The following is a 20,184-nucleotide window of genomic DNA, read 5'->3' as shown; positions in this document are numbered from 1 at the left end:
CGTGATGGCAAGATGGGAAATTGTGCCCAGTCTGCGTCAGCTTCGGTTGATAAGCCCGTGCTCGTAGGCATAGGCGGTTGCGGCGGCACGTGACGTCAAGTCCAACTTCGTGAAGATATTACTGGCGTGATGGGCAACCGTCTTTTCGCTGAGGAACAGTTCAGCTGCAATCTCGCGGTTGGACTTTCCACTGGCAACAAGGAGCAGCACCTGAGTCTCCCGGACGGTCAGCGGATTCGCCCTAATAGCCTGTTGCCGGTTCGAATATGTGTCCACGTTCGCTGCATCCGGCCCTGCGCCAAGATGGAGGAAAGCCCATCTGGCGGCATCAAACTCCAGCTCGGCCGAGTGCCCGTCGCCCAGCCCGCGATAAGCCCGCCCCATAAGCACTCTGGTGCGTGCTGACTCATAGGGCGCGTCGAGCCGCTGCCATGCTGACCATGCCTGGCGTGCCACTCCCAAAGCCGCCGCGTATTCTTGGTCCGCGAGAAGTAGGGCTCCCTCCCACTGGGCAGTCTCCGCATTCAGCCACAGACTGCCCAAGGCCCCGGCCCTCGCCCCCAGTTCTTCGGCGGCGGCCCGTGCGCCGGAAAGGTCAGCCGACGCCAGCATGATCTCAATGGCGGCACCGAGGAGCCTGGAACGCTCCGGCGGAGACGTTGTCTCCGCAAGGGACCGGCGGATCGCCGCCACGGCGGCCTCTGTCCGGCCTTGCATAAGCAGCAACAGCGCGAGACCGGGCTGCGGATCCCTTACCCAGCGGCTGGCCTGCAGATAGGTGTTCTTGGCTTCGGCGAACTGGCCTCTCAGACGGTGCAGTTCGGCAAGCTGGTATAGCGCAGCACCGATTCCCGGCCGGGTAAGCGGGCCGACGAGCCGGCGGTAGGCATCCTGGGCAGCATCGAATGCATCCGGCCATGCTCCCTGAAACTGCATGATCCGTGCCCGGTGGATCTGGCAATTACCTTGATAGGGGACCATGTCCGGCTGGGATGCGCACCACCGGGTGAATGCGGCCGTCCACTCCTGTGCCCGAGGCAGATCGAAGGCGTCCATGCACGCTTCAATGACCGCGCAATACACAATCCCGGCGGTGACCGGGGAAAGCTCATGGGCGGTCACGCTCACAAAGACTTCGTCCAAAAGCGGCATTGCCTGCCGTGTATCACCCGTTGCGATCAGCGACTCGCTAAGGCCCGTCCTTGCCAGGGCGGCAAGGTCTTGGTGTCCGAAGCGGTGGCCGATTTCCAGCGCGGTCCCGAAACTTGCGGTTGCTGTCGCGGCATCCCCCTGGGCGGCGCTTTCAAGGCCGGCCGGCACAAGCAGCAGTCCCTGCTCCACACAGTCCAGGTCGTCCGGAAGCGCACGCCGTGCCCGTTGCAGCCACGCATTCGCCAACGTTTCTTCGCCGCTGAGGATAAAGTGCAGGGCAAGCCAGATAGCGCTTCGCGCCGCCCCCGAATGGTCCGTGTGGGCCAGTCGTGCCCGATACTCGCGGGCCAGTAGCCTTGATCCTTCGTCGTCGTGGCCGACGAGGTAGGCCGCATTGGCCACGAGCTCGAGATCGTCGGGTTCGAGCAACGACTGGCGGTCAGCATCCGTCAGGAGGGCGTGTGCATTCGCCCATTCCTGTCGCCTGAAAGCCTCCCGGCCCAGACGGAGAGGGTCTGCCGCCATTGCTTCTCCACTGCCGCTGTTCGGTGCGGACGGCGCCGATACGTGAAGCTTAGCGCTTCGGCGTGGACTCCGGCAGGCAGAGGACGACGGCGGCGGGGGAGGTCAGTCTGCGCCTGCGGCTTCAAATGTTGCGGGCTCCGGATTGTCCACGACGGCCTGGAGCTCAGCGAGGAGCGGATTCGTCACAACGTCAGGGCTTTCATATCCGGGCGTGGTTCTCAATGAGCCAAATGCGGGCTTCCTGGGACTTCAAAACCTAGAATCACGTCTATGGGGAAAAATCGTGGCATTGTTGCCCGCTGCGCTGGGGCGGTTTCCGCCGGCATCCTCGCCGCCGTATTGGCCGGGTGCGGCCTGATCGCTGAACAGACCGCGCCTTCCTCCGGTACAGCCGCGAGTCCCGACGCCGGGACAAGGCAGCCAAGCCCGACGGCGACGCCCACCCCGACGCCTACTCCCACGCCCGGCGCGGGGCCGGCGTGTCCCACTCTGCGCTGCACGTCCGTTCTGGTGACCGGCGACATGCTGGTCCACACCCAGCTCTGGCAGCAGGCCCGCGATGACGCCGCCGCCGCGGGTCAGCCGGGGATGGACTTCACCCCGCTCCTCGAAGGCCAACGCAAGTACATCCAGGCCAGCGACCTCGCCATCTGCCACCAGGAAACTCCCGTGGCCGGGCCCGATGGGCCGTTCTCTGCGTACCCGTCCTTCAACGTCCCTCCGCAGATCATCACGGCGTCCAAGGCGGTGGGGTACCAGGCCTGCACCACCGCGAGCAACCACACGATCGACCGGAGCACTGACGGCGTACTGCGCACCCTGGACGCCCTGGATGCGGCGGGCTTGAAGCACACCGGTTCCTACCGCACCGAAACCGAGTCCCAGGGAATCCTGATCCTGCAGACCAGCGCCGCCAAGATCGCCATCATCCAGGGGACCTACGGGCTTAACGGCCAATACCCTGAATACGACTGGCAGGTGGACATGCTCGATGCAACTACCATGATCGCCAAGGCCGTCAAGGCACGGGCCCTCGGTGCAGATATCGTGCTCGGTGCCATGCACGCCGGCGACGAGTATGCCAGCGAAGCCAACGCCCAGCAGCAGGAAGTGGCGCATGCCCTGGTGGACAGCGGCCAGTTCACCATGATCTACGGCCACCACACCCACTCCGTGCTGCCCATCGAAAACTACAAGGGAACCTGGATCGTCTACGGGCTGGGCAACGGGGTCACGGAACTGTCACCCTGGTACGTAGTGAACAACGAGGGCCTGCTGGTGCGGGCACAGTTCAGCCAGGACGCGGCCGGCAAGTGGACGGCGTCGGACCTTGCCTGGGCCCCCTCGGTGATTGTCCGCGACCCGTACCGCTGGTGTTCGGTGGCAGCCGACGCGCCGCAGGGCGTCTGTGCAACACCCGAGGCCGACGCTGCCACCAGGTTGAGGACCGCTACGGTGGTGGACTCGATGGGCGCGGCGGCTGCCGGCGCGCACGAACTGCTGATCAGCAAGGAACCCTGAGGCGCTTCGACGGGGAAACCGTCAGCGCGGCGCTACTCAGCGCCGCAACCATAAGCGACGTTCAGCGCGGCCGGCGCGCTGCGTGCTCCCGGGCCAGCTCTGCGTAGCGGTCGTCCGGTGCACCGGACGTGAAGGTGCCGTATTTACGCTCGGCGGCGGTCCTGATGAGGAAGTCGGCGATGGCGGGGTTCTTGGGCAGCAGCGAACCGTGCAGGTAGCTGGCCACCACATTCTTGTAGCGCGCGCCCTCGTGGCCCTCGCTGCTGTTGTTGCCGGTTCCTTTCGCGCTGGTTCCCAACGGCCGCACGCCCGCACCCAGCGTGGTCTGCCCGCTGTGGTTCTCGTATCCCAGCACCTCGCCGAACTCTTCCGTGGCCACTTTGACGTTGCCGATCAGGCGTTCCGCGGTGCCGTGGGTCTCCATGTCCAGGATGCCGATCCCCGGTATGACCGTGCCCAGGCGGGTCTTAAAGAAGCGTCCGAACAGTTGATAAAGCCCGCAGATCACGAGCATGGGCGCGCCGTCCTCGGCAAGCCCGCTCAGGACGCCGGCCCGTGAGTGCAAATCGTCTTGGATGATGAGCTGTCCGCTGTCCTGGCCGCCGCCGCCGACAATCAGGTCCACGTCGGCGGGAAATTCGTCGCCGACGTTGTACTCGAGCAGCTCCGGGGTGTAGCCGTGCCAGCTGATCCGCTGCTTGAGGACCAGTGCGTTGCCCCAGTCGCCGTAGATGTTCATGTCCCGCGGGTAGAGCTGCAGGACCCGGATGGTGCCCTTACTGTCCGGCTGGACGCCGGTTGATTCAGCGGTCATGAGACCACCTCCACTGTGGTGATTTTGGACAGCTCGCGGCGGATGGCCAGCATGGCTGTGTAGGTGCAGAAGATCCGCTTCGGCTTGCCCTTGGCGTCCCGGATGAACGCGGCGAGTGCGGGCGCGATCTCCGGCTGGACGCCGCCGATCCGGACGTCGTCATACTGCAGCCGCAGCGCCATGTCATAGGCCCGGGACCCGGTCAGCTGGTCCACGCCGCCGCCGCGGAGCGAATCGAATTCCACGTCCCAGAGCCAGGACATGTCCCGGCCGTCGGCATAGTTGTCATTGATAGCGATCATGGTGGCGTAGCCGCCCGCGGGGAAGGACTTCAGCCCCAGCCGGAAACCGCTGGGGTTCTTGACCAGGACCAGGTCCAGCGGCTGGCCGTCCACCGTGAGGCTCTCTCCGCGGCCGAACGCCGGCTCCACCTGGGAGAGCGCCGTCAGCAGGGTGGCGTGGTCTGCGGTGGCTGCACCGCCGCCGCAAATGCTGCGGGCCAGGGTCAGCGCCGCAGCCGCATTGAAGATGTTGTAGACGCCGCGGAGCCTCATCCCGGTGGTGACCGTGGCGCCGTCGTACTCGAAATCGGCGGTGTCCGGCCCCACTTTACGGAGTACGACGTCGGCCGCTGGCTTCTGGGGGAGCGTTGCGGGGGCGGGGCTGCCGGGCGCCGCCCGCATGTCGTCGTCGTTGGGGAAGGTGCTGAGGAGGGAATCGTCCAGGCCGAAGTACTGCACGTCCTGGCCGGTGAGGGACTCCGCGATGCGGGCCACCCGGGGATCTTCCCTGTTGAGGACCACTGTTCCCGTGGTTTTGTCGGCGATGTGCTGCAGCAGCTGGGCCGTCTTGTCGATCTCGCCGAACCGGTCCAATTGGTCCCGCAGGACGTTGAGCAGGAGGCTGTACCGGGGCGGAACGCGGTTCACAAAATGCGTGGCGTGGGCTTCGTCGAGCTCCAGGACGGCGACGTCGGCCGTGAGCCTGCCGCGCCAGTCCACTTCGCCGAGCAGGGAGGCCGCCACGCCGCGGGTGAAGTTGCTGCCGGTGCGGTTGGTGAAGACCTTCAGGCCCTGGCTTTCCAGGAGTTCCACCACCATTTTGGTGGTGGTGGTTTTGCCGTTGGTTCCGCTGACTACGGCCACGCCGTGGGGGAGCGTGGCGAGCGTCCGCTGCATAAAGCCGGGGTCGATTTTCTCGACCACCAGCCCGGGCAGCGCGGACCCACCACCCCTGAGCCGGGACACCCGGCGGACCAGCTTGCCGAGCGGAACACTGATGTAAAGCATGCTCTGTAATATATCCCAGCAACGGCATAGAACCCGTCCCGGGAAGCGTTTCCGGCGCCGCCCCGGAACCCATGCACATTATGCTGATTGGATGACAAACCCCCTTTCGGCTGCTTCTGCACGCGTGGGCTCGGGCCTGCGGATCGGCGTCCTGGCACTTCAGGGCGACTTCCGCGAACACCTCCGGGCCGTGGAAGCCGCCGGCGCCGCCGGCGTCGGAATCCGCCGACCCTCCGAACTGGAGGGCCTGGACGGCCTCATCATTCCCGGCGGCGAATCCACGGCCATCGACAAGTTGGCCCGCGCCTTTGAGCTGGCCGGACCGTTGAAGGACCGGATCCGCGATGGACTGCCAGTCTACGGTTCTTGCGCCGGCATGATCCTCCTCGCCGACGAGATCGCCGACCCGGCCACGGACCTGGCCGGCAACCCGCAGCAGACCTTCGGCGGCCTGGACATCACGGTGCGGCGCAACGCCTTCGGCCGCCAGCGCGAATCGTTCGAAACGGACCTGGACTTCAAGGGCCTGGACTTCAGCGCCACCGAATCCGGTGTTGCCCCGGTTCATGCAGTGTTCATCCGAGGCCCCTGGGTGGAACGCGCCGGCGCGGGCGTGGAAATCCTTGCCCAGGTGGAGCCCGCAGACCCTGAGCACGCGTCCCACGCCGCAAGCCTGCCGGGGACGGCTAGAATTGTTGCAGTGCGTTCCGGCCACCTGCTGGCCACCTCCTTCCACCCGGAAGTGACTGGGGAGAAACGCGTACATGAACTTTTTATCCGCATGATCAGAGGAGACGCGTAAAGCATGTCTGGACACTCCAAATGGGCAACAACCAAGCACAAAAAGGCCATTCTTGATAGCCGCCGTGCTAAATCGTTTGCCAAGCTGATCAAGAACATCGAAGTTGCTGCGCGCATGGGCGGACCGGACCTGCAGGGCAACCCGGGTCTGGAACTCGCCGTCACCAAGGCCAAGAAGACGTCGGTGCCCGCTGACAACATCGACCGTGCCATCAAGCGTGGCGCCGGCCTAACCGGTGAAGTGGTGGACTACACCGAGATCATGTACGAATGCCGCGGCCCGCAGGGTTCGGCGCTGCTGATCGAGTGCCTCACGGACAACAAGAACCGTGCCGCCTCCGAAGTCCGCCTGGCCATTTCACGCAACGGCGGCACCATCGCTGATCCCGGTTCGGTCAGCTACCTGTTCAGCCGCAAGGGCGTCGTCTCGCTGCCGAAGAACGGCCTGAGCGAGGACGACGTACTGATGGCCGTCCTCGACGCCGGAGCCGAGGAAGTCAAGGACAACGGAGAAAGCTTCGAGATCCACTCCGAGCCGACCGACCTCCAAGCCATCCGCGATGCCCTCAAGGACGCCGGAATCGAGTACGAGACCGACGAGGCCGAGTTTGTGCCGTCCATGCAGGTTCCGCTGGACCTCGAGGCTGCCAAGAAGTTCATGAAGCTCGTGGACGCCCTGGAAGAGCTCGACGACGTCCAGAACGTCTACAGCAACGCCGACCTCAGCGACGAAGTCCAGGCCGCCCTGGAAGCCGAGTGACCTTCGGCCTTGCGGCCTAGGGGAGACGTTTCAGGGTGACCTTGCGCGTATTGGGCGTTGACCCGGGCCTCACCCGCTGCGGCATCGGCGTGGTCGACGTCGAACGGAACCGGCGTGCCACCATGGTGGCAGTCGGGGTGGTGGGCACTTCTCCCGAGGAGAGCCTGGACCAACGCCTGCTGGTTATTGCCCTGGCCATCGACGAGTGGCTGGACCGCTACGAACCGCACGTTCTCGCCGTCGAACGCGTCTTTTCCCAGCTCAACGTCAGCACGGTGATGGGGGTTGCTCAGGCCTCCGGGGTGGTGATTGCCGCCGCGGCCCGGCGCGGGATCCCGGTGGCGCTGCACACGCCGTCGGAAGTGAAAGCCGCAGTGACCGGCAGCGGTACCTCGAACAAGGAAGCCGTGACCAAGCTCGTCACAAAAATCCTCAGGCTGGACGCGCCGCCGCGGCCGGCGGACGCTGCAGATGCCCTGGCGCTGGCCATCACGCACGCCTGGCGCGCGGGCAGCGGAGCCGCCGTAGCCACCACGGGCCCCGGCAGCCAGTCGTTGACGCCGGCCCAGCGCGCCTGGGCCGACGCCGAGGCAAAAGCGCGCCGCGCACGCTGAATGTCCAAGGCGCTTGCTAGGGTATTCGTAGATATGTTCGGATAGCCGGTCCTGCTCCCCAGAGCCCGGCAGTACACCAGGAGCCCGGCTTTGATCAGTTTCCTTCGCGGAACAGTAGCGCACGTAGGCCTTTCCGCTGCCGTGATCGACCTCAACGGCGCGGGCATGAGCGTCAACGCCACGCCGCAGACCCTCAGCCGCCTCCGCACCGGCGAGGAAGGCAAACTCTTCACGTCGCTGATCGTGCGGGAGGATTCCCTAACCCTTTACGGCTTCGCCACCGACGACGAACGCGAAGTCTTTGATGTCCTCCTCAGCGTCAGCGGCGTGGGTCCGCGGCTCGCACTGGCGGTCCTGGCCGTGCACGAGCCTGAAGCGATCCGGGTTGCTGCCCACACGAGTGACAGCAAGACGTTCACCACGGTGCCCGGCATCGGCCCCAAGGTGGCCGGGCGGATCGTGCTGGAACTGGCCGGCAAGCTGGTGCCGCACGGCACGGTAGGCGCCGCCGGCGCGTCCACCCCGGCCCAAGCAGCCTGGAAGCCGCAGGTCGTGGCGGCCATGACCAGCCTCGGCTGGTCGGAAAAGGACGCGGCGGCCAGCATCGAGAAGGCCCTTGCGGACGATCCCGAGGTTGAATTCCGCGGCAATGTGGCCGAGGTCCTGCGGACCACGCTGCGCTGGCTGGGCCAGGACGGCGCGCGGGCCGGCAACCGCGTAGGCAGCCGTGGCTGAGCCTTCAGTGGTGGCGGCCGGGGAGGAACCCGAGGAACGGGCGATTGAAGCCGCCCTCCGGCCGAAGAACCTGGATGACTTCGTAGGCCAGCACCGGGTCCGCAAGCAACTCTCGCTGGTCCTGCAGGCCTCCCGGATGCGTGGACGCAGCGCGGACCACGTGCTGTTTTCCGGCCCTCCCGGCCTGGGCAAAACCACCCTGGCCATGATCGTGGCCGCGGAGATGAACGCGCCGCTGCGGATCAGCAGCGGTCCCGCCATCCAGCATGCCGGCGACCTCGCCGCCATCCTTTCCTCCCTTTCCGAAGGGGAGGTCCTGTTCCTGGACGAGATCCACCGGATGTCCAGGCCGGCAGAGGAGATGCTCTACATGGCCATGGAAGATTTCCGTGTGGACATTGTGGTGGGAAAAGGCGCCGGGGCCACCGCCATACCGCTGGAACTCCCGCCCTTCACCCTGGTAGGTGCCACCACGCGCGCCGGTCTCCTGCCCGGCCCGCTCCGGGACAGGTTCGGCTTCACCGGGCATCTGGAGTTCTACAGCGTGGCCGAGCTCGAGCTGGTGCTCAGGCGCTCCGCCGGCCTGCTGGACCTCAAGGTCAACTCCGCGGGATTCAGCGAAATTGCCGGCCGGTCCCGCGGTACGCCGCGTATCGCCAACCGCCTCCTCCGCCGGGTCCGGGACTGGGCGCTCGTTCATGGGATCGACCAGATTGATGCCCGCGCCGCTTCCGCTGCCCTGGACATGTATGAGGTGGACAAGCGGGGCCTGGACCGGCTGGACCGGGCAGTCTTGGAAGCACTCATTACGAAGTTCGGCGGGGGACCCGTGGGACTTTCCACCCTGGCCATTGCGGTGGGGGAGGAAACCGAGACCGTGGAAACGGTGGCGGAACCGTTCCTGGTGCGCGAAGGTCTGCTGGGCCGGACGCCCCGGGGCCGCATCGCCATGGCTCCGGCCTGGACCCACTTGGGCTTCGCCGTACCGGCCGGAGTTTTCGGGCAGGAGCCGTTGGATCTCTTCGAGCTGGACGCGGACAGCGCCGAGTCGGCGGCCGAATGGGCGCCGAACGGTCAATAGCACTGTCCTCCCAGCTTTTCCCTTTAGACTGGTATGACACCCGGCACGTTCGGGTCTGTGTTCCCGCGGCGGCTCCGAGAAGCCGCTTCCTGCCAGGCAGGATTTTCTGCAGCGGGGAACGACGCGGACGCTGCCAACACCCGATACGCCAGTACAGAACGGAATCTTCCCTGTGGATCCAATGAACATCGTCTTGTTCGCAATGCTCGGAATCTTTATCTTCATGATGTTCCGCCGCAACAAGAAGACCAAGGAGCAGCAGGCAACGCTGCAGTCCCAGTTCGCGCCCGGCGTTGAGGTTATGACCAGCTTCGGACTCTTTGGCCGGATTGTCTCCATGGACGACGCCGAGAACAAGGTTGTCCTTGAGCTCTCACCCGGAAACCTGGCCACGGTACACCGCCAGGCCGTGACCAAGATTGTGGAACCGCCCGTCGAAGCCGAGGCTCCGGCGGTCCCCGATGACGCCTCTTCGCTGACCACTGAAGAAGCAGGCACGCCGGCAGCATCCGCCGAAACCCCGGACGAGACCCTGAAGCGCCTCAACGACGAGGGCAAGAAGGACAACTAGTCCGCGCCGCACGGCAGCCCGCGTACAACACCTCTACGGCTGGGGACAACCGCCGGCGGGACTGATAAGTCCGGCCGGTGGTTCCTCCGTAAATAAGAGAAAGATCGACAATGGCACGAACTGGCCCTAACAAATCAGGCCTGAGGGTACTGGTGTGGCTCGGCGTAGTCCTCGCCGTGCTGACCGCCGTCCTGGCCGGCGGCACCCTTGCCGGACAGGCAAGCTGGGCACCCAAGCTGGCACTGGACCTCGAGGGTGGCACCCAGATGATCCTGGCGCCCAAGGTTGAGGGCGGTTCGGACATCAATGAAGACCAGCTCAACCAGGCCGTAGCCATAATCCGCCAGCGTGTGGATGGTTCAGGTGTTGCCGAAGCGGAAATTAGCACGCAGTCCGGCCGCAACGTGGTGGTCAGCCTTCCGGGCACACCCACGAAGGAAACCCGGGACCTGATCCAGGCCTCCGCGGACATGAACTTCCGTCCCGTACTGCTGAACGGGGACGGCGCGCCTGTCCCCACGGAATCCCGCACCCCCGAAGACCAGCTTCCGAAGCCCACGGCAGAACCCGCCAACGGCAGCGATATCAACTGGATCACCGCGGACATCTACCGGCAGTTCGAAGCCATGGACTGCAACAATCCTGCGCCGGAGAGCCCGGAAGCCTCCGATCCCGCCAAACCCCTGGTTACCTGTGAGCCGGCAACGGAGACCACGCCGGCCATCAAGTACATCCTGGGTCCGGTGGAGGTCAAGGGCGGCAACATTGTCACGTCCTCCTTCCAGCTCCAGCAGGGCGCGCAGGGCGCTGTCACCAACGACTGGGCCGTCAACATCCAGTTCGACGACGAAGGCACCGCCAAGTTCAAGACGGTCACCGAACGCCTGAACCAGTTCTACGTGGCAGCCGGCGGCGAAACGGGCAACGACCCGAAGGCGCAGTTCGCCATCGTCCTTGACGACCAGGTCATTTCCGCGCCGCGATCCTTGGCCGTCATCACCGACGGACGTCCGCAGATCACCGGCGGCTTCACCGAACAGAGTGCCAAAGTCCTTTCCGACCAGCTTCGCTTTGGTGCACTGCCCATCAGCTTCGAGATCCAGAGCGACCAGCAGATCTCCGCCACCTTGGGTGGCGAACAGCTCCGCATGGGCCTCCTTGCAGGCATCATCGGCTTGCTTCTGGTGGTGGTCTACTCACTCTTCCAGTACCGGGCCCTGGGCCTGGTGACCATCGCTTCGCTCGTTGTGGCCGGCGCGCTGACCTACCTGGCCATTGCCCTCCTGGGCTGGACTGAAAACTACCGGCTTTCCCTGGCCGGCGTGGCCGGCATCATCGTCGCCATCGGCCAGACCGCTGACTCATTCATCGTCTACTTTGAACGCATCCGCGATGAACTCCGCGAAGGCCGTGGATTGGTCTCCGCGGTGGAGAACGGCTGGAAGCGGGCCAAGCGCACTGTCCTGGCCTCCAAGGCCGTGAACCTGCTGGCCGCCCTGGTGCTTTACTTTGTGGCCGTCGGCAACGTCCGCGGGTTCGCTTTCACGCTTGGCCTGACGGCCATTGCCGACCTCATCGTGGTCTTTATGTTCACGCACCCGACGCTGCAGCTCCTGGCGCGCACCAAGTTCTTCGGGGAAGGCCACCCGCTCTCCGGCCTGGACCCCAAGAAGCTGGGTGTTGTGCCGCTCTACCGCGGTGCCGGGCGCCTGCGCACGCCGGAGGCCAAGCCGTCCGTAGTCCGCGCCAAGAACACCGGCGCGGCGGCCGAGGCTGAACGACGCATGACCATAGCAGAACGCCGCCTCGCGGAAAAGCAGGAGCAGCTCACCGGCTCCTCCAAGAGCGCAGCCAAGGAGAACAAGTAATGTCCAGCAGCTTCGCCAATTTCGGCAACGAGCTCTACACCGGGAAGCGCTCCTACAACTTCGTCGGGGCCAAGAAACTGTGGTTCATCATCGCCGCGGTTGCGGTGGCTCTGTCCATCCTCATTCCGATTGCCAAGGGCGGCTTCAACCTCGGCATCGAATTCCGCGGCGGTTCGGAGTTCACCGTCTCCAATGTGCAGAGCACCGACTCGGCCCTTGGTGAAAAGGTTGTCGAAGACGTTGTGGCCGGCAGCGTTCCGCGTGTGGCCAACGTCGCCGGTACCACCATGCGGATCCAGACGGACAAGCTCACGGATGACGAGACCCTCCGGATCAAGGAAGGCCTCACCTCGGCCTACGGCGTCACTGACAACGAAGTGACGTCGACCTTTATCGGCCCCACCTGGGGCGCGGATGTCACCAAGCAGGCCCTGATCGGCCTGATCGTCTTCGTGGCCCTGGCCGCGGTGCTGATGGCGCTGTACTTCCGGACCTGGAAGATGTCGCTGTCCGCGATGGCTGGAATGCTGGTGACGATGTTCATCACCGCCGGCGTGTATGCCCTCAGCGACTTCGAGGTAACGCCCTCGGCCATCATCGGGTTCCTGACGGTGCTCAGCTACTCGCTGTATGACACGGTGGTGGTCTTCGACAAGATCCGTGAGAACACCGCTGATCTGGATGCGTCCACGCGCCGCACTTTCGGTGAGGAAGTCAACCTCGCCGTCAACCAGACCCTGGTGCGTTCCATCAACACCATGATGGTGGCCATCCTCCCGGTCGGTGCCATCCTGTTCATCGGGGCCGGCCTTCTGGGAGCAGGCACGCTGCGCGACCTTTCGCTGGCTCTGTTCGTCGGAATCCTGATCGGTACAGCGGCCACCATCTTTATTGCGGCCCCGATGTATGCCCGGCTGCGCCAGAACGAACCTGACCTGGTGAAGCAGGCGAAACGCGTTGAACACCGCAGGTCCGCGAACAATGCCCGGACCGAAGAACCGGCTGCGCCCGCAGGGGCCTGACCTTTCGCACCACAACGGGCCGGACGGCGTCGGAACACCGACGTCGCCCGGCCCGTTTCGCATTTAAGCGCCGGTTACAAAAGTGAACTGGCGGGGGAATAGACTGAGGTAATTAAACAGTCGTGAGGGGTGCTTCATTGGAAGAACGTTCGGCGTCGGTGCCAACGGCAGGCGGGGATGACAGCCCGGGCCACGGAGTTCAGACCGGGCTGACCGCTTCGGCACGTCCGGCGCCGGCTGTTCCCGTGGATAATTCGGGTTCCCGCCCTACGTTTCCCGGCCGACGCGAACGTACGCGCTCCCGCCTGGCCCGGCTGACAGGCCGCGGCACGGCAACCTATTCGCCCATTCTTGAGCCGTTGCTGCGTACCGTACGCGCGAACAACCCCAAAGAAGATTTTGATCTCATCCAGCGCGCCTTCGAGGTGGCTGAGCAGAGCCACCGCGGGCAGAAGCGCAAGAGCGGTGACCCGTACATCACCCACCCCGTGGCCGTTGCCACCATCCTCGCCGAGCTGGGCCTGAGCGGAACCACCCTCGCCGCGGCGCTGCTGCACGACACGGTAGAGGACACTCCTTACACGCTGGCAGACCTGAAAAGGGACTTCGGTCCTGAGGTTGCCATGCTGGTGGACGGCGTCACCAAGCTGGACAAAGTCAGCTTTGGTGAAGCCGCGCAGTCAGAGACCGTCCGCAAGATGGTTGTGGCCATGGCCAAGGACATCCGGGTCCTTATGATCAAGCTCGCGGACCGGCTCCACAACGCCCGGACCTGGCGGTTTGTCTCCGCGGAGTCATCGGCCCGCAAAGCCCGCGAAACCCTTGAAATCTTCGCGCCCCTTGCCCACCGCTTGGGCATGAACACCATCAAGTGGGAGTTGGAGGACCTGTCCTTCGCGGCCCTCTATCCGAAGGTCTATGAGGAAATCGTCCGGATGGTGGGCGACCGCACCCCGGAACGGGAGAAAAGCCTCGGCGTCATCCGGGACCAGATCACCGAGGACCTCCGTACCGCACGGATCAAGGCCACCATTACCGGCAGGCCGAAACACTATTACTCGATTTACCAGAAGATGATCGTCCGGGACAAGGATTTCGACGACATCAACGACCTCATGGGCGTCCGTGTGCTCGTCGATTCGGTCCGGGACTGTTACGCCGCCCTGGGCACCATGCATTCGCGCTGGAACCCGCTGCCGGGGCGGTTCAAAGACTACATCGCCATGCCGAAGTTCAATATGTACCAGTCGCTGCACACCACGGTGATCGGACCCGGCGGCAAGCCCGTGGAGATCCAGATCAGGACCCACGAAATGCACCGCCGTGCTGAGTACGGTGTTGCCGCCCACTGGAAGTACAAGGATCAGCCCAACCGCACGGCAGTGGGGCCGGGCAGCCCCCGCGACGGCGACATGGGCTGGCTGAGGTCCCTGGTTGACTGGCAGCAGGAAACGTCCGATCCCGGAGAGTTCCTGGACTCGCTGCGGTTTGAGATCAACGCCCGCGAAGTGTTTGTCTTCACCCCCAAGGGTGAAGTCATGGCACTGCCCGCAGGATCAACGCCGGTGGATTTTGCCTACGCCGTCCACACCGAAGTGGGGCATCGCACCATCGGCGCGCGGGTCAACGGCAAGCTCGTGCCCTTGAACAGCGAGCTGAACCACGGCGACTGGGTTGAGATCTTTACCTCCAAGGCCGAAGGCGCCGGGCCCAGCCAGGACTGGCAGCACTTCGTCAAGAGCGCCCGTGCCCGGAACAAGATCCGGCAGTGGTTCAGCAAGGAACGGCGCGAAGAAGCCATCGACCGCGGCAAGGAACTGCTGACACGGGCGATGCGCAAGCAGAACCTGCCCCTGCAGCGCCTGATGACGCACGAGGCCCTCGCGGCGGTAGCCGCAGAATTCAAGTACGTTGACATCTCGGGCCTCTACGCCGGCGTAGGAGACGGTCACACGTCAGCGCAGTCCGTCATGGAGAAACTCGTTGAAAGCCTGGGCGGCAACGAGAGCACTGACGAGGACATCACTGAAGTCAGCATCCCCACGCAGGTGGCCAAAACCAAGTTCTCCGATTCCGGCGTGGTGGTGCGCGGCGTTGGCGATGTCTGGGTGAAGCTCGCGCGCTGTTGCACGCCCGTTCCGCCGGACCCGATTCTCGGCTTTGTCACCCGTGGCTCCGGTGTTTCGGTGCACCGTACGGACTGCACGAACATTTCGGATCTCCGGGACCAGCCCGACAGGATTGTCGAGGTGGACTGGGCACCCACGCAGTCAAGTGTTTTCCTGGTGGAGATCCAGGTGGAGGCGCTGGACCGGAAGTCCCTGCTCTCCGACGTCACGCGCGTCCTGTCCGAGAACCACGTCAACATTCTGGCGGCCAGCGTGAACACCTCCACCGACAGGGTGGCTATCTCCCGGTTCGCCTTCGAGATGGGCGACCCCAAGTACCTCAGCCACGTCCTCAGTGCCGTGCGGCGCATCGACGGCGTGTTCGACGTCTACCGGACCACCGGCAACAAGCGCCGGAGCTAGCAAGGCCAGCGTTTCCAGTGCGGCCCGTTTGTGCGGGACCCGAGGGCTGGCCTCGATGGCCAGGACCAGCAGGCGCAGCCGCACGTCCCGCTCCGGGCGGGCCAGCAACCCCGCCAGCGCCGGCAAGGCCCGGTGGGCGTCGACGTGCAGGGCAATATCCACGGCGGTGCGCAATGGACTGGACACCATCAGCCCGCCCATGCTGACAACGTCGAACGGACCAAGCCTGACTTCATGCAGCGTGCAGCCCCGGGTATTTCGGAGGCTCGAAATCCGCCGCTTCGCATCCACAAGCAAGGCCAGCCGGTCCGGTTCAGCCGCACAGCCGTAGATCCACGCCGCCGTCATCCGCCCGGCCACCACGCGCTGCCTGACCGCTGCCGGAACCGCGTTGGCCACCGTTCTGGCCCGAACCTGGGGTGACGCGGGAGCGTCCGGCAGCGTAAAGCCGTGCTGGTGGAACTTCGCCAGGACACCGTCCGCCGCCAGCGACTGCAGTTCGGGCCACGCGAAAGGCTTCCCGGGCGAATACAGGTCCGGGTATTGGGGTGGTGAGGAGGTGGCCATCCCTCCATCCTGCCGCGTCTTCACTTAACGCGCACAGGCCCGGTTCCGGCTATGTGGATAACCGGGACCGGGCCTGCGCGTCCTGCAATATGCGCCGTGCGAAAGGCGCCCTACAAACTACTGACTAGGAAAGCTCGCTGGCCGAGCGCTGGATCTGGTCCAACCAGGCCTGCCTCGCCTCGAGGGCTTCGCGCGCGCCCTTGATCTTGCGCTGGTCGCCGGCTTTCTCCGCCTTGGCGAGATCGTCCTGCAGGCCGGAAATGGCTGCTTCCAGCTGCGACAGGGCGCTGTTGGTGCGCGCCTTCGTCTCGGGGTTGGAGCGCTGCCAGTTTTCCTCTTCGGCGTTGCGGACAGCGTCCTCCACCTTGCGGAGGCCCGCTTCGATGCGTCCCATGTCGGCGCGGGGAACCTTGCCGGCCTCTTCCCAGCGGTCGCGGACAGACTGGAGCGCCTTCTTGGCCCCGGCCAGGTCCTTGACCGGCAGGATGGAGTTCGCTTCGACGAGGAGCGCTTCCTTCACCGTGAGGTTGGCGGCGTATTCCTGGTCGATCTCCTCGTTGGCTGCCTGGCGGTGCGTGAAGAACACGTCCTGGGCGGCACGGAAACGGGCCCAGAGGGCGTCGTCGTCCTTGCGGCTGGCGCGCGGGGAGGCCTTCCATTCATCCATGAGCCGGCGGTATTCGCCAGCGGCAAAGCCCCAGTCGGTGGACGAGGACAGGGCCTCGGCTTCGGCGATGAGCTTCTCCTTGGCCGATTTTGCGGCCGAGTTGGTGCTGTCCAACTGGGAGAAGTAGGCGCGGCGGTGACGGTCGAAGACGGTGCGGGCGGCACGGAACCGCTTCCACAATGCGTCCTCGTTGCTACGGCCAAGCCGGATGCCGCTCTTTTGGGCTGTCTTCCAGCTTTCAAAAAGATCGTTCATCCGGGCGCTGGAGGTCTTCCATTGGATCTGGGCGGGATCCTGGCCCGAGATCTCTTCGGCTTCGGCCACGATGGCCTCGCGGGCAGCGAGCTCGGCGGAGCGAACGGCATCGTGTTCCGCCTTCTCTGCCTTTTCGAGTTCGGCAATCTGCGTGGAAACAGCGTCCAGCCGTGCTTCGGTGGAACGGAGGTCTCCCACCATGTTCCGCTCTGCGAGCTGCTCGCGCAGGTGCGTGACGGTCTTCTGCATATCGGTGCTGGGCGCCTTGGAGCTGATGCGCTGCTCCAGAAGCAGGACCTGCGCAACAATGTCGTCATGCTTCCGTGCGAAGTAGGCAAGGGCTTCGTCATTGCTGACGCCGGGGTACTGGCCCACCGGGTGCTCACCGTCGTCGATCGTCAGGAATACGTGGCCGTCACCCTCAACACGGCCCCACTTTGCAGCTTCCGCCAGCGATGTCGCGGAGGCGACCGGTGCCGGTGCTGCCGCAGGCGCGACTGCTGCCGGCTTGGGCCGGGCGGCGAAGGCTGCGGGCGACGGGGCGGGTCGGGGTGCGGGAGCAGGCGCCGGTACCGGAGCCGGGGCTTCTTCAGCCGCGCCCTCATCACCGGCCGCACTCTCTTCAACCGGAGCAGCCGGCGCCGCCGGGACCTCGTCACCTTCGGCCTGGGCGGCCACGCCTTCTTGATCCACGTCCGGTTCAGCCACGGTTTCGTCAACCGTGGCCTGTTCGGCGGGTGCCTGTTCGGCGGTTGCCTGGACAGCGTCTGCCTGGTCAGCCACGGGGGCCGTTACCTCGGTCAGGTCTGCTGCTGTTTCGTCGGATTTCTGACTGTCTGTCACCGCTAAAAGTCTTTCGCTTGGAGGGAAATACTCACGTACTGCACCGCGGCCATAAAGGCCGGGCTTCCTACTTCAGAGAAACCGAGTCTATCGTGACTGGTTGCACAGGTGCGCCGTCTGATGCGCTGGAGCCGGGGGTGATTCCCGCGGCGGCAATGGCGGTCACTGCTTCGATGCCAGAGGTCACCTTGCCCACCACCGTATAGCCCCCGGCAGAGTCGGCGGGAATCACCGTGTCTTTGTAGACCACAAAGAACTGCTTGCCGTTACCGTAGGCGTTGTCGCCGGACCGGGCTACGGCAATCGTGCCCGCAGGGTAGATGTTGTCTGCGGGGGTGTTTTCGAGGGGTCCCCAGGTGTAGTCCGGGTCGGCGGAGGCCGAGGCGCCGCCGCACTGCAGCAGGGCAAAGCTCTCGCCCGTGGTCAGGCGGTGGCAGGCGCTGCCGTTATAGAAACCTTCATCCGTCAGTGCCTTGAAGACCGCGGCGGCCTGGGGTGCGTTGGTGCCGTCGATTTCGACGCCGAGTACGTTCCCGTTCAGTGCCAGTTCACCAGTGAACACCTTGCCGGCGGCAGTGTCAGGGGCCGGGATGTTCGCGCCGTTAGTGGCGGGCGCGGAAGGCGTGGGGGAGTCGGTTGGGCTGGTCAGGCCGGCCTCTAAGGCGGCAAATTCGTCTTCCGTGGGGTTGCCGGCAAAAGCAGTCAGCTGGAGCACGACGGCGAGGAGGACGGCGGCGGTTCCGGCACCGGCGGCGATGAGGTTGTCGCGCTTGCGCCGTTTCTCCTGGTCCCGCCGCAGCTCGCGCTTTGCCTCCATCTGCTGGATGCGCCGTTTGGCTTCGCGGGCGCTGCGTGAACTGGCCGCCACTGGTCCTCCTGTATGTCGGGCCGCGTCCGGTCGCTACTGAACCCGGAGGCGGTTGTCTGCGGCAGCCTTCCGCGCTGCCGGCCGCCGTATTAGAGATGCCGGCGGAAGACGCATAAACTGACTGCCGCACATAGTTTATGCATGAGTTGCCGGACTGCCGCCGTTCCCCGCCCGTTTCGGGTGGAATGCCGGGCAAAGTCCCAGGCAGCCTTCATCAAGAGGAGAACATCCCCCATGGCACGCACCGCCTCCCTGTCAGGATTCCCCGAGTGGCTTCCCGAGGAGCGGCTGGTGGAGCTGCACGTGCTGGACACCCTTCGTAAGGTTTTTGAACTGCACGGCTTCGCGTCGATCGAGACCCGTGCCGTGGAAACCGTTGGCCAGCTGCTGCGCAAGGGTGAGATTGATAAGGAGGTCTACGGCCTTAGCCGCCTTCAGGACGACGACGCCGACACCTCCGAGGCGGGCAAGGCCGGTAAGGCTGACCCCCACGCCCTCGCGCTCCACTTCGACCTGACGGTGCCTTTTGCCCGTTACGTCGTGGAGAACGCCGGGTACCTCGCGTTCCCGTTCCGGCGCTACCAGATCCAGAAAGTCTGGCGCGGGGAACGCCCGCAGGAAGGCCGGGCCCGTGAATTCACGCAGGCAGACATCGATGTAGTGGGCGACGGCGAGCTGCCGTTCCGCTATGACGTGGAGATTGCCCTGGTCATCGCCGAAGCCTTGAGCGCACTGCCGATTCCGGACTTCCGTCTACGGATCAACAACCGCAAGCTTGCCGAGGGCTTCTACCGTGGCATTGGCCTGGACGACACAGCCGGCGTGCTCCGCAGCATCGACAAGTTGGAAAAGATCGGCGCAGCCAAGGTCGCGGAGTTGCTCAAGTCCGAACTCGGTGCCACCGATGACCAGGCGCAGGCAGCGCTGAAGCTGGCAGGAATCCGTACCGAGGACACCTCGTTTGTGGCCCAGGTCCGCGCCCTCGGCGTGACGAATGACCTCCTCGAGGAGGGCCTCAATGAACTGGAACAGGTGATCGAGGCCGCCGTGCAGCGCGCGCCGGGCAAGGTTGTTGCCGACCTCAGCATCGCCCGCGGCCTGGACTACTACACCGGCACGGTAGTGGAGACGGTCCTTGTGGGCCACGAACAGCTCGGGTCCATCTGCTCCGGCGGCCGCTACGACGCCCTGGCGAGCAAGGGCAACCGCAAGTTCCCCGGCGTCGGCCTCTCCATCGGCGTGACCCGGCTGGTGTCGCGCATCCTGAGCCAGGACCTGGCCAAGGCCTCCCGTTCGGTGCCTACCGCCGTGCTGGTGGCGCTCAATAATGACGACAGCTGGGGTGCCGCGCAGGACGTTGCTGCCCAGCTGCGCAGCCGGGGCATCGCCACCGAAGTGGCCGCCAAGGCAGAGAAGTTCGGTAAGCAGATCAAATTCGCGGACCGCCGCGGGATCCCGTTCGTCTGGTTCACCGACGACGACGGCAAGCACCAGGTCAAGGACATCCGGTCGGGCGAGCAGGCCGACGCCGATCCCGCAACGTGGATGCCGCCGTCGGAAGACCTCTCCGTGCAAGTGAAAACGGCAGCGGTCCAGCCGGCCTAAACGGGGCACTTCGACACGGACTCGCCGCATTCTGGGTCTCTTTCCGTGGTTTGGTGCACCAAAGTGCCCCACGACGGCGTGGCTTCAGGCCAGCG

Annotated in this window: 16 protein-coding genes and 1 pseudogene; 11 read left to right on the top strand and 6 right to left on the bottom strand. The window is 65.0% G+C overall.

Annotation, left to right across the window (positions count from 1 at the left end):
* Positions 1-36 precede the first annotated feature (36 nt).
* Positions 37-1,581 carry a LuxR C-terminal-related transcriptional regulator gene (locus AC3IT0_RS12215; RefSeq protein ID WP_489320066.1) on the bottom strand — a complete coding sequence of 515 codons (1,545 nt, stop codon included), beginning with the start codon at positions 1,579-1,581 and terminating at the stop codon, positions 37-39.
* 366 nt (positions 1,582-1,947) lie between these two features.
* On the opposite strand from AC3IT0_RS12215, the gene AC3IT0_RS12210 reads away from it, so the two are divergent.
* Positions 1,948-3,198 carry a CapA family protein gene (locus AC3IT0_RS12210; protein ID WP_489320065.1) on the top strand — a complete coding sequence of 417 codons (1,251 nt, stop codon included), beginning with the start codon at positions 1,948-1,950 and terminating at the stop codon, positions 3,196-3,198.
* 61 nt (positions 3,199-3,259) lie between these two features.
* On the opposite strand, the gene AC3IT0_RS12205 is transcribed toward AC3IT0_RS12210, so the two are convergent.
* On the bottom strand, positions 3,260-4,012 hold the full coding sequence (locus AC3IT0_RS12205) for a type 1 glutamine amidotransferase (protein WP_489320064.1): 753 nt from the start codon (positions 4,010-4,012) through the stop codon (positions 3,260-3,262).
* Positions 4,009-5,301, bottom strand: a complete 1,293-nt coding sequence (locus AC3IT0_RS12200) for a MurT ligase domain-containing protein (RefSeq protein ID WP_489320063.1) — start codon at positions 5,299-5,301, stop codon at positions 4,009-4,011. Before AC3IT0_RS12200 ends, AC3IT0_RS12205 begins: the two co-directional genes overlap by 4 nt.
* Positions 5,302-5,392: 91 nt before the next feature.
* On the opposite strand from AC3IT0_RS12200, the gene pdxT reads away from it, so the two are divergent.
* The 9 genes from pdxT (at position 5,393) to AC3IT0_RS12155 (ending at position 15,284) form a co-directional block, all read left to right on the top strand.
* Positions 5,393-6,103: a pyridoxal 5'-phosphate synthase glutaminase subunit PdxT gene (pdxT, locus tag AC3IT0_RS12195; protein ID WP_489320062.1), complete on the top strand. Its 711-nt coding sequence runs from the start codon at positions 5,393-5,395 to the stop codon at positions 6,101-6,103.
* Between the two features lie 3 nt (positions 6,104-6,106).
* Positions 6,107-6,862, top strand: coding sequence for a YebC/PmpR family DNA-binding transcriptional regulator (locus tag AC3IT0_RS12190; protein WP_489320061.1), 756 nt, complete (start codon positions 6,107-6,109; stop codon positions 6,860-6,862).
* Positions 6,863-6,897: 35 nt separating this feature from the next.
* Positions 6,898-7,476 (top strand): crossover junction endodeoxyribonuclease RuvC, encoded by a 579-nt coding sequence (ruvC, locus tag AC3IT0_RS12185; protein ID WP_489320060.1) that lies wholly within the window; start codon positions 6,898-6,900, stop codon positions 7,474-7,476.
* 90 nt (positions 7,477-7,566) lie between these two features.
* Positions 7,567-8,211, top strand: coding sequence for a Holliday junction branch migration protein RuvA (ruvA, locus tag AC3IT0_RS12180; RefSeq protein WP_489320059.1), 645 nt, complete (start codon positions 7,567-7,569; stop codon positions 8,209-8,211).
* Complete coding sequence (gene ruvB, locus AC3IT0_RS12175; RefSeq protein WP_489320058.1) at positions 8,204-9,292, top strand: Holliday junction branch migration DNA helicase RuvB; 1,089 nt, start codon at positions 8,204-8,206, stop codon at positions 9,290-9,292. The genes ruvA and ruvB overlap by 8 nt, the downstream gene beginning before the upstream one ends.
* 181 nt (positions 9,293-9,473) lie before the next feature.
* Positions 9,474-9,863, top strand: coding sequence for a preprotein translocase subunit YajC (yajC, locus tag AC3IT0_RS12170; protein WP_489320057.1), 390 nt, complete (start codon positions 9,474-9,476; stop codon positions 9,861-9,863).
* Positions 9,864-9,973: 110 nt separating this feature from the next.
* The gene (secD, locus tag AC3IT0_RS12165) at positions 9,974-11,731 is read left to right on the top strand and encodes a protein translocase subunit SecD (protein WP_489320056.1); all 1,758 of its coding nucleotides are present in this window, start codon (positions 9,974-9,976) and stop codon (positions 11,729-11,731) included.
* Positions 11,731-12,753, top strand: a complete 1,023-nt coding sequence (gene secF / locus AC3IT0_RS12160) for a protein translocase subunit SecF (RefSeq protein ID WP_489320055.1) — start codon at positions 11,731-11,733, stop codon at positions 12,751-12,753. Before secD ends, secF begins: the two co-directional genes overlap by 1 nt.
* A gap of 137 nt (positions 12,754-12,890) precedes the next feature.
* Positions 12,891-15,284, top strand: a complete 2,394-nt coding sequence (locus AC3IT0_RS12155; protein WP_489320054.1) for a RelA/SpoT family protein — start codon at positions 12,891-12,893, stop codon at positions 15,282-15,284.
* A 93-nt stretch (positions 15,285-15,377) separates the two neighbouring features.
* Here the strand turns inward: AC3IT0_RS12155 and AC3IT0_RS12150 are convergent.
* From AC3IT0_RS12150 to AC3IT0_RS12140, 3 genes and pseudogenes are all read right to left on the bottom strand, one after another.
* Positions 15,378-15,632: pseudogene (locus AC3IT0_RS12150) on the bottom strand (type IV toxin-antitoxin system AbiEi family antitoxin); the annotation flags it as partial.
* Positions 15,633-15,975: 343 nt separating this feature from the next.
* Entirely contained in the window at positions 15,976-17,616 is a 1,641-nt protein-coding gene (locus AC3IT0_RS12145) for a DUF349 domain-containing protein (RefSeq protein ID WP_489320053.1), read from the bottom strand.
* A 67-nt stretch (positions 17,617-17,683) separates the two neighbouring features.
* Positions 17,684-18,484: a peptidylprolyl isomerase gene (locus AC3IT0_RS12140; RefSeq protein ID WP_489320052.1), complete on the bottom strand. Its 801-nt coding sequence runs from the start codon at positions 18,482-18,484 to the stop codon at positions 17,684-17,686.
* A gap of 234 nt (positions 18,485-18,718) precedes the next feature.
* Between AC3IT0_RS12140 and hisS the strand changes: the two genes are divergently transcribed.
* On the top strand, positions 18,719-20,089 hold the full coding sequence (gene hisS / locus AC3IT0_RS12135) for a histidine--tRNA ligase (RefSeq protein ID WP_489320051.1): 1,371 nt from the start codon (positions 18,719-18,721) through the stop codon (positions 20,087-20,089).
* Positions 20,090-20,184: the final 95 nt, after the last annotated feature.

The organism is Pseudarthrobacter sp. KH_020_B (genome assembly GCF_057840185.1).
Note: the sequence above shows the minus strand (reverse complement) of the source record. Positions and strands in the feature narration are given on the sequence as shown.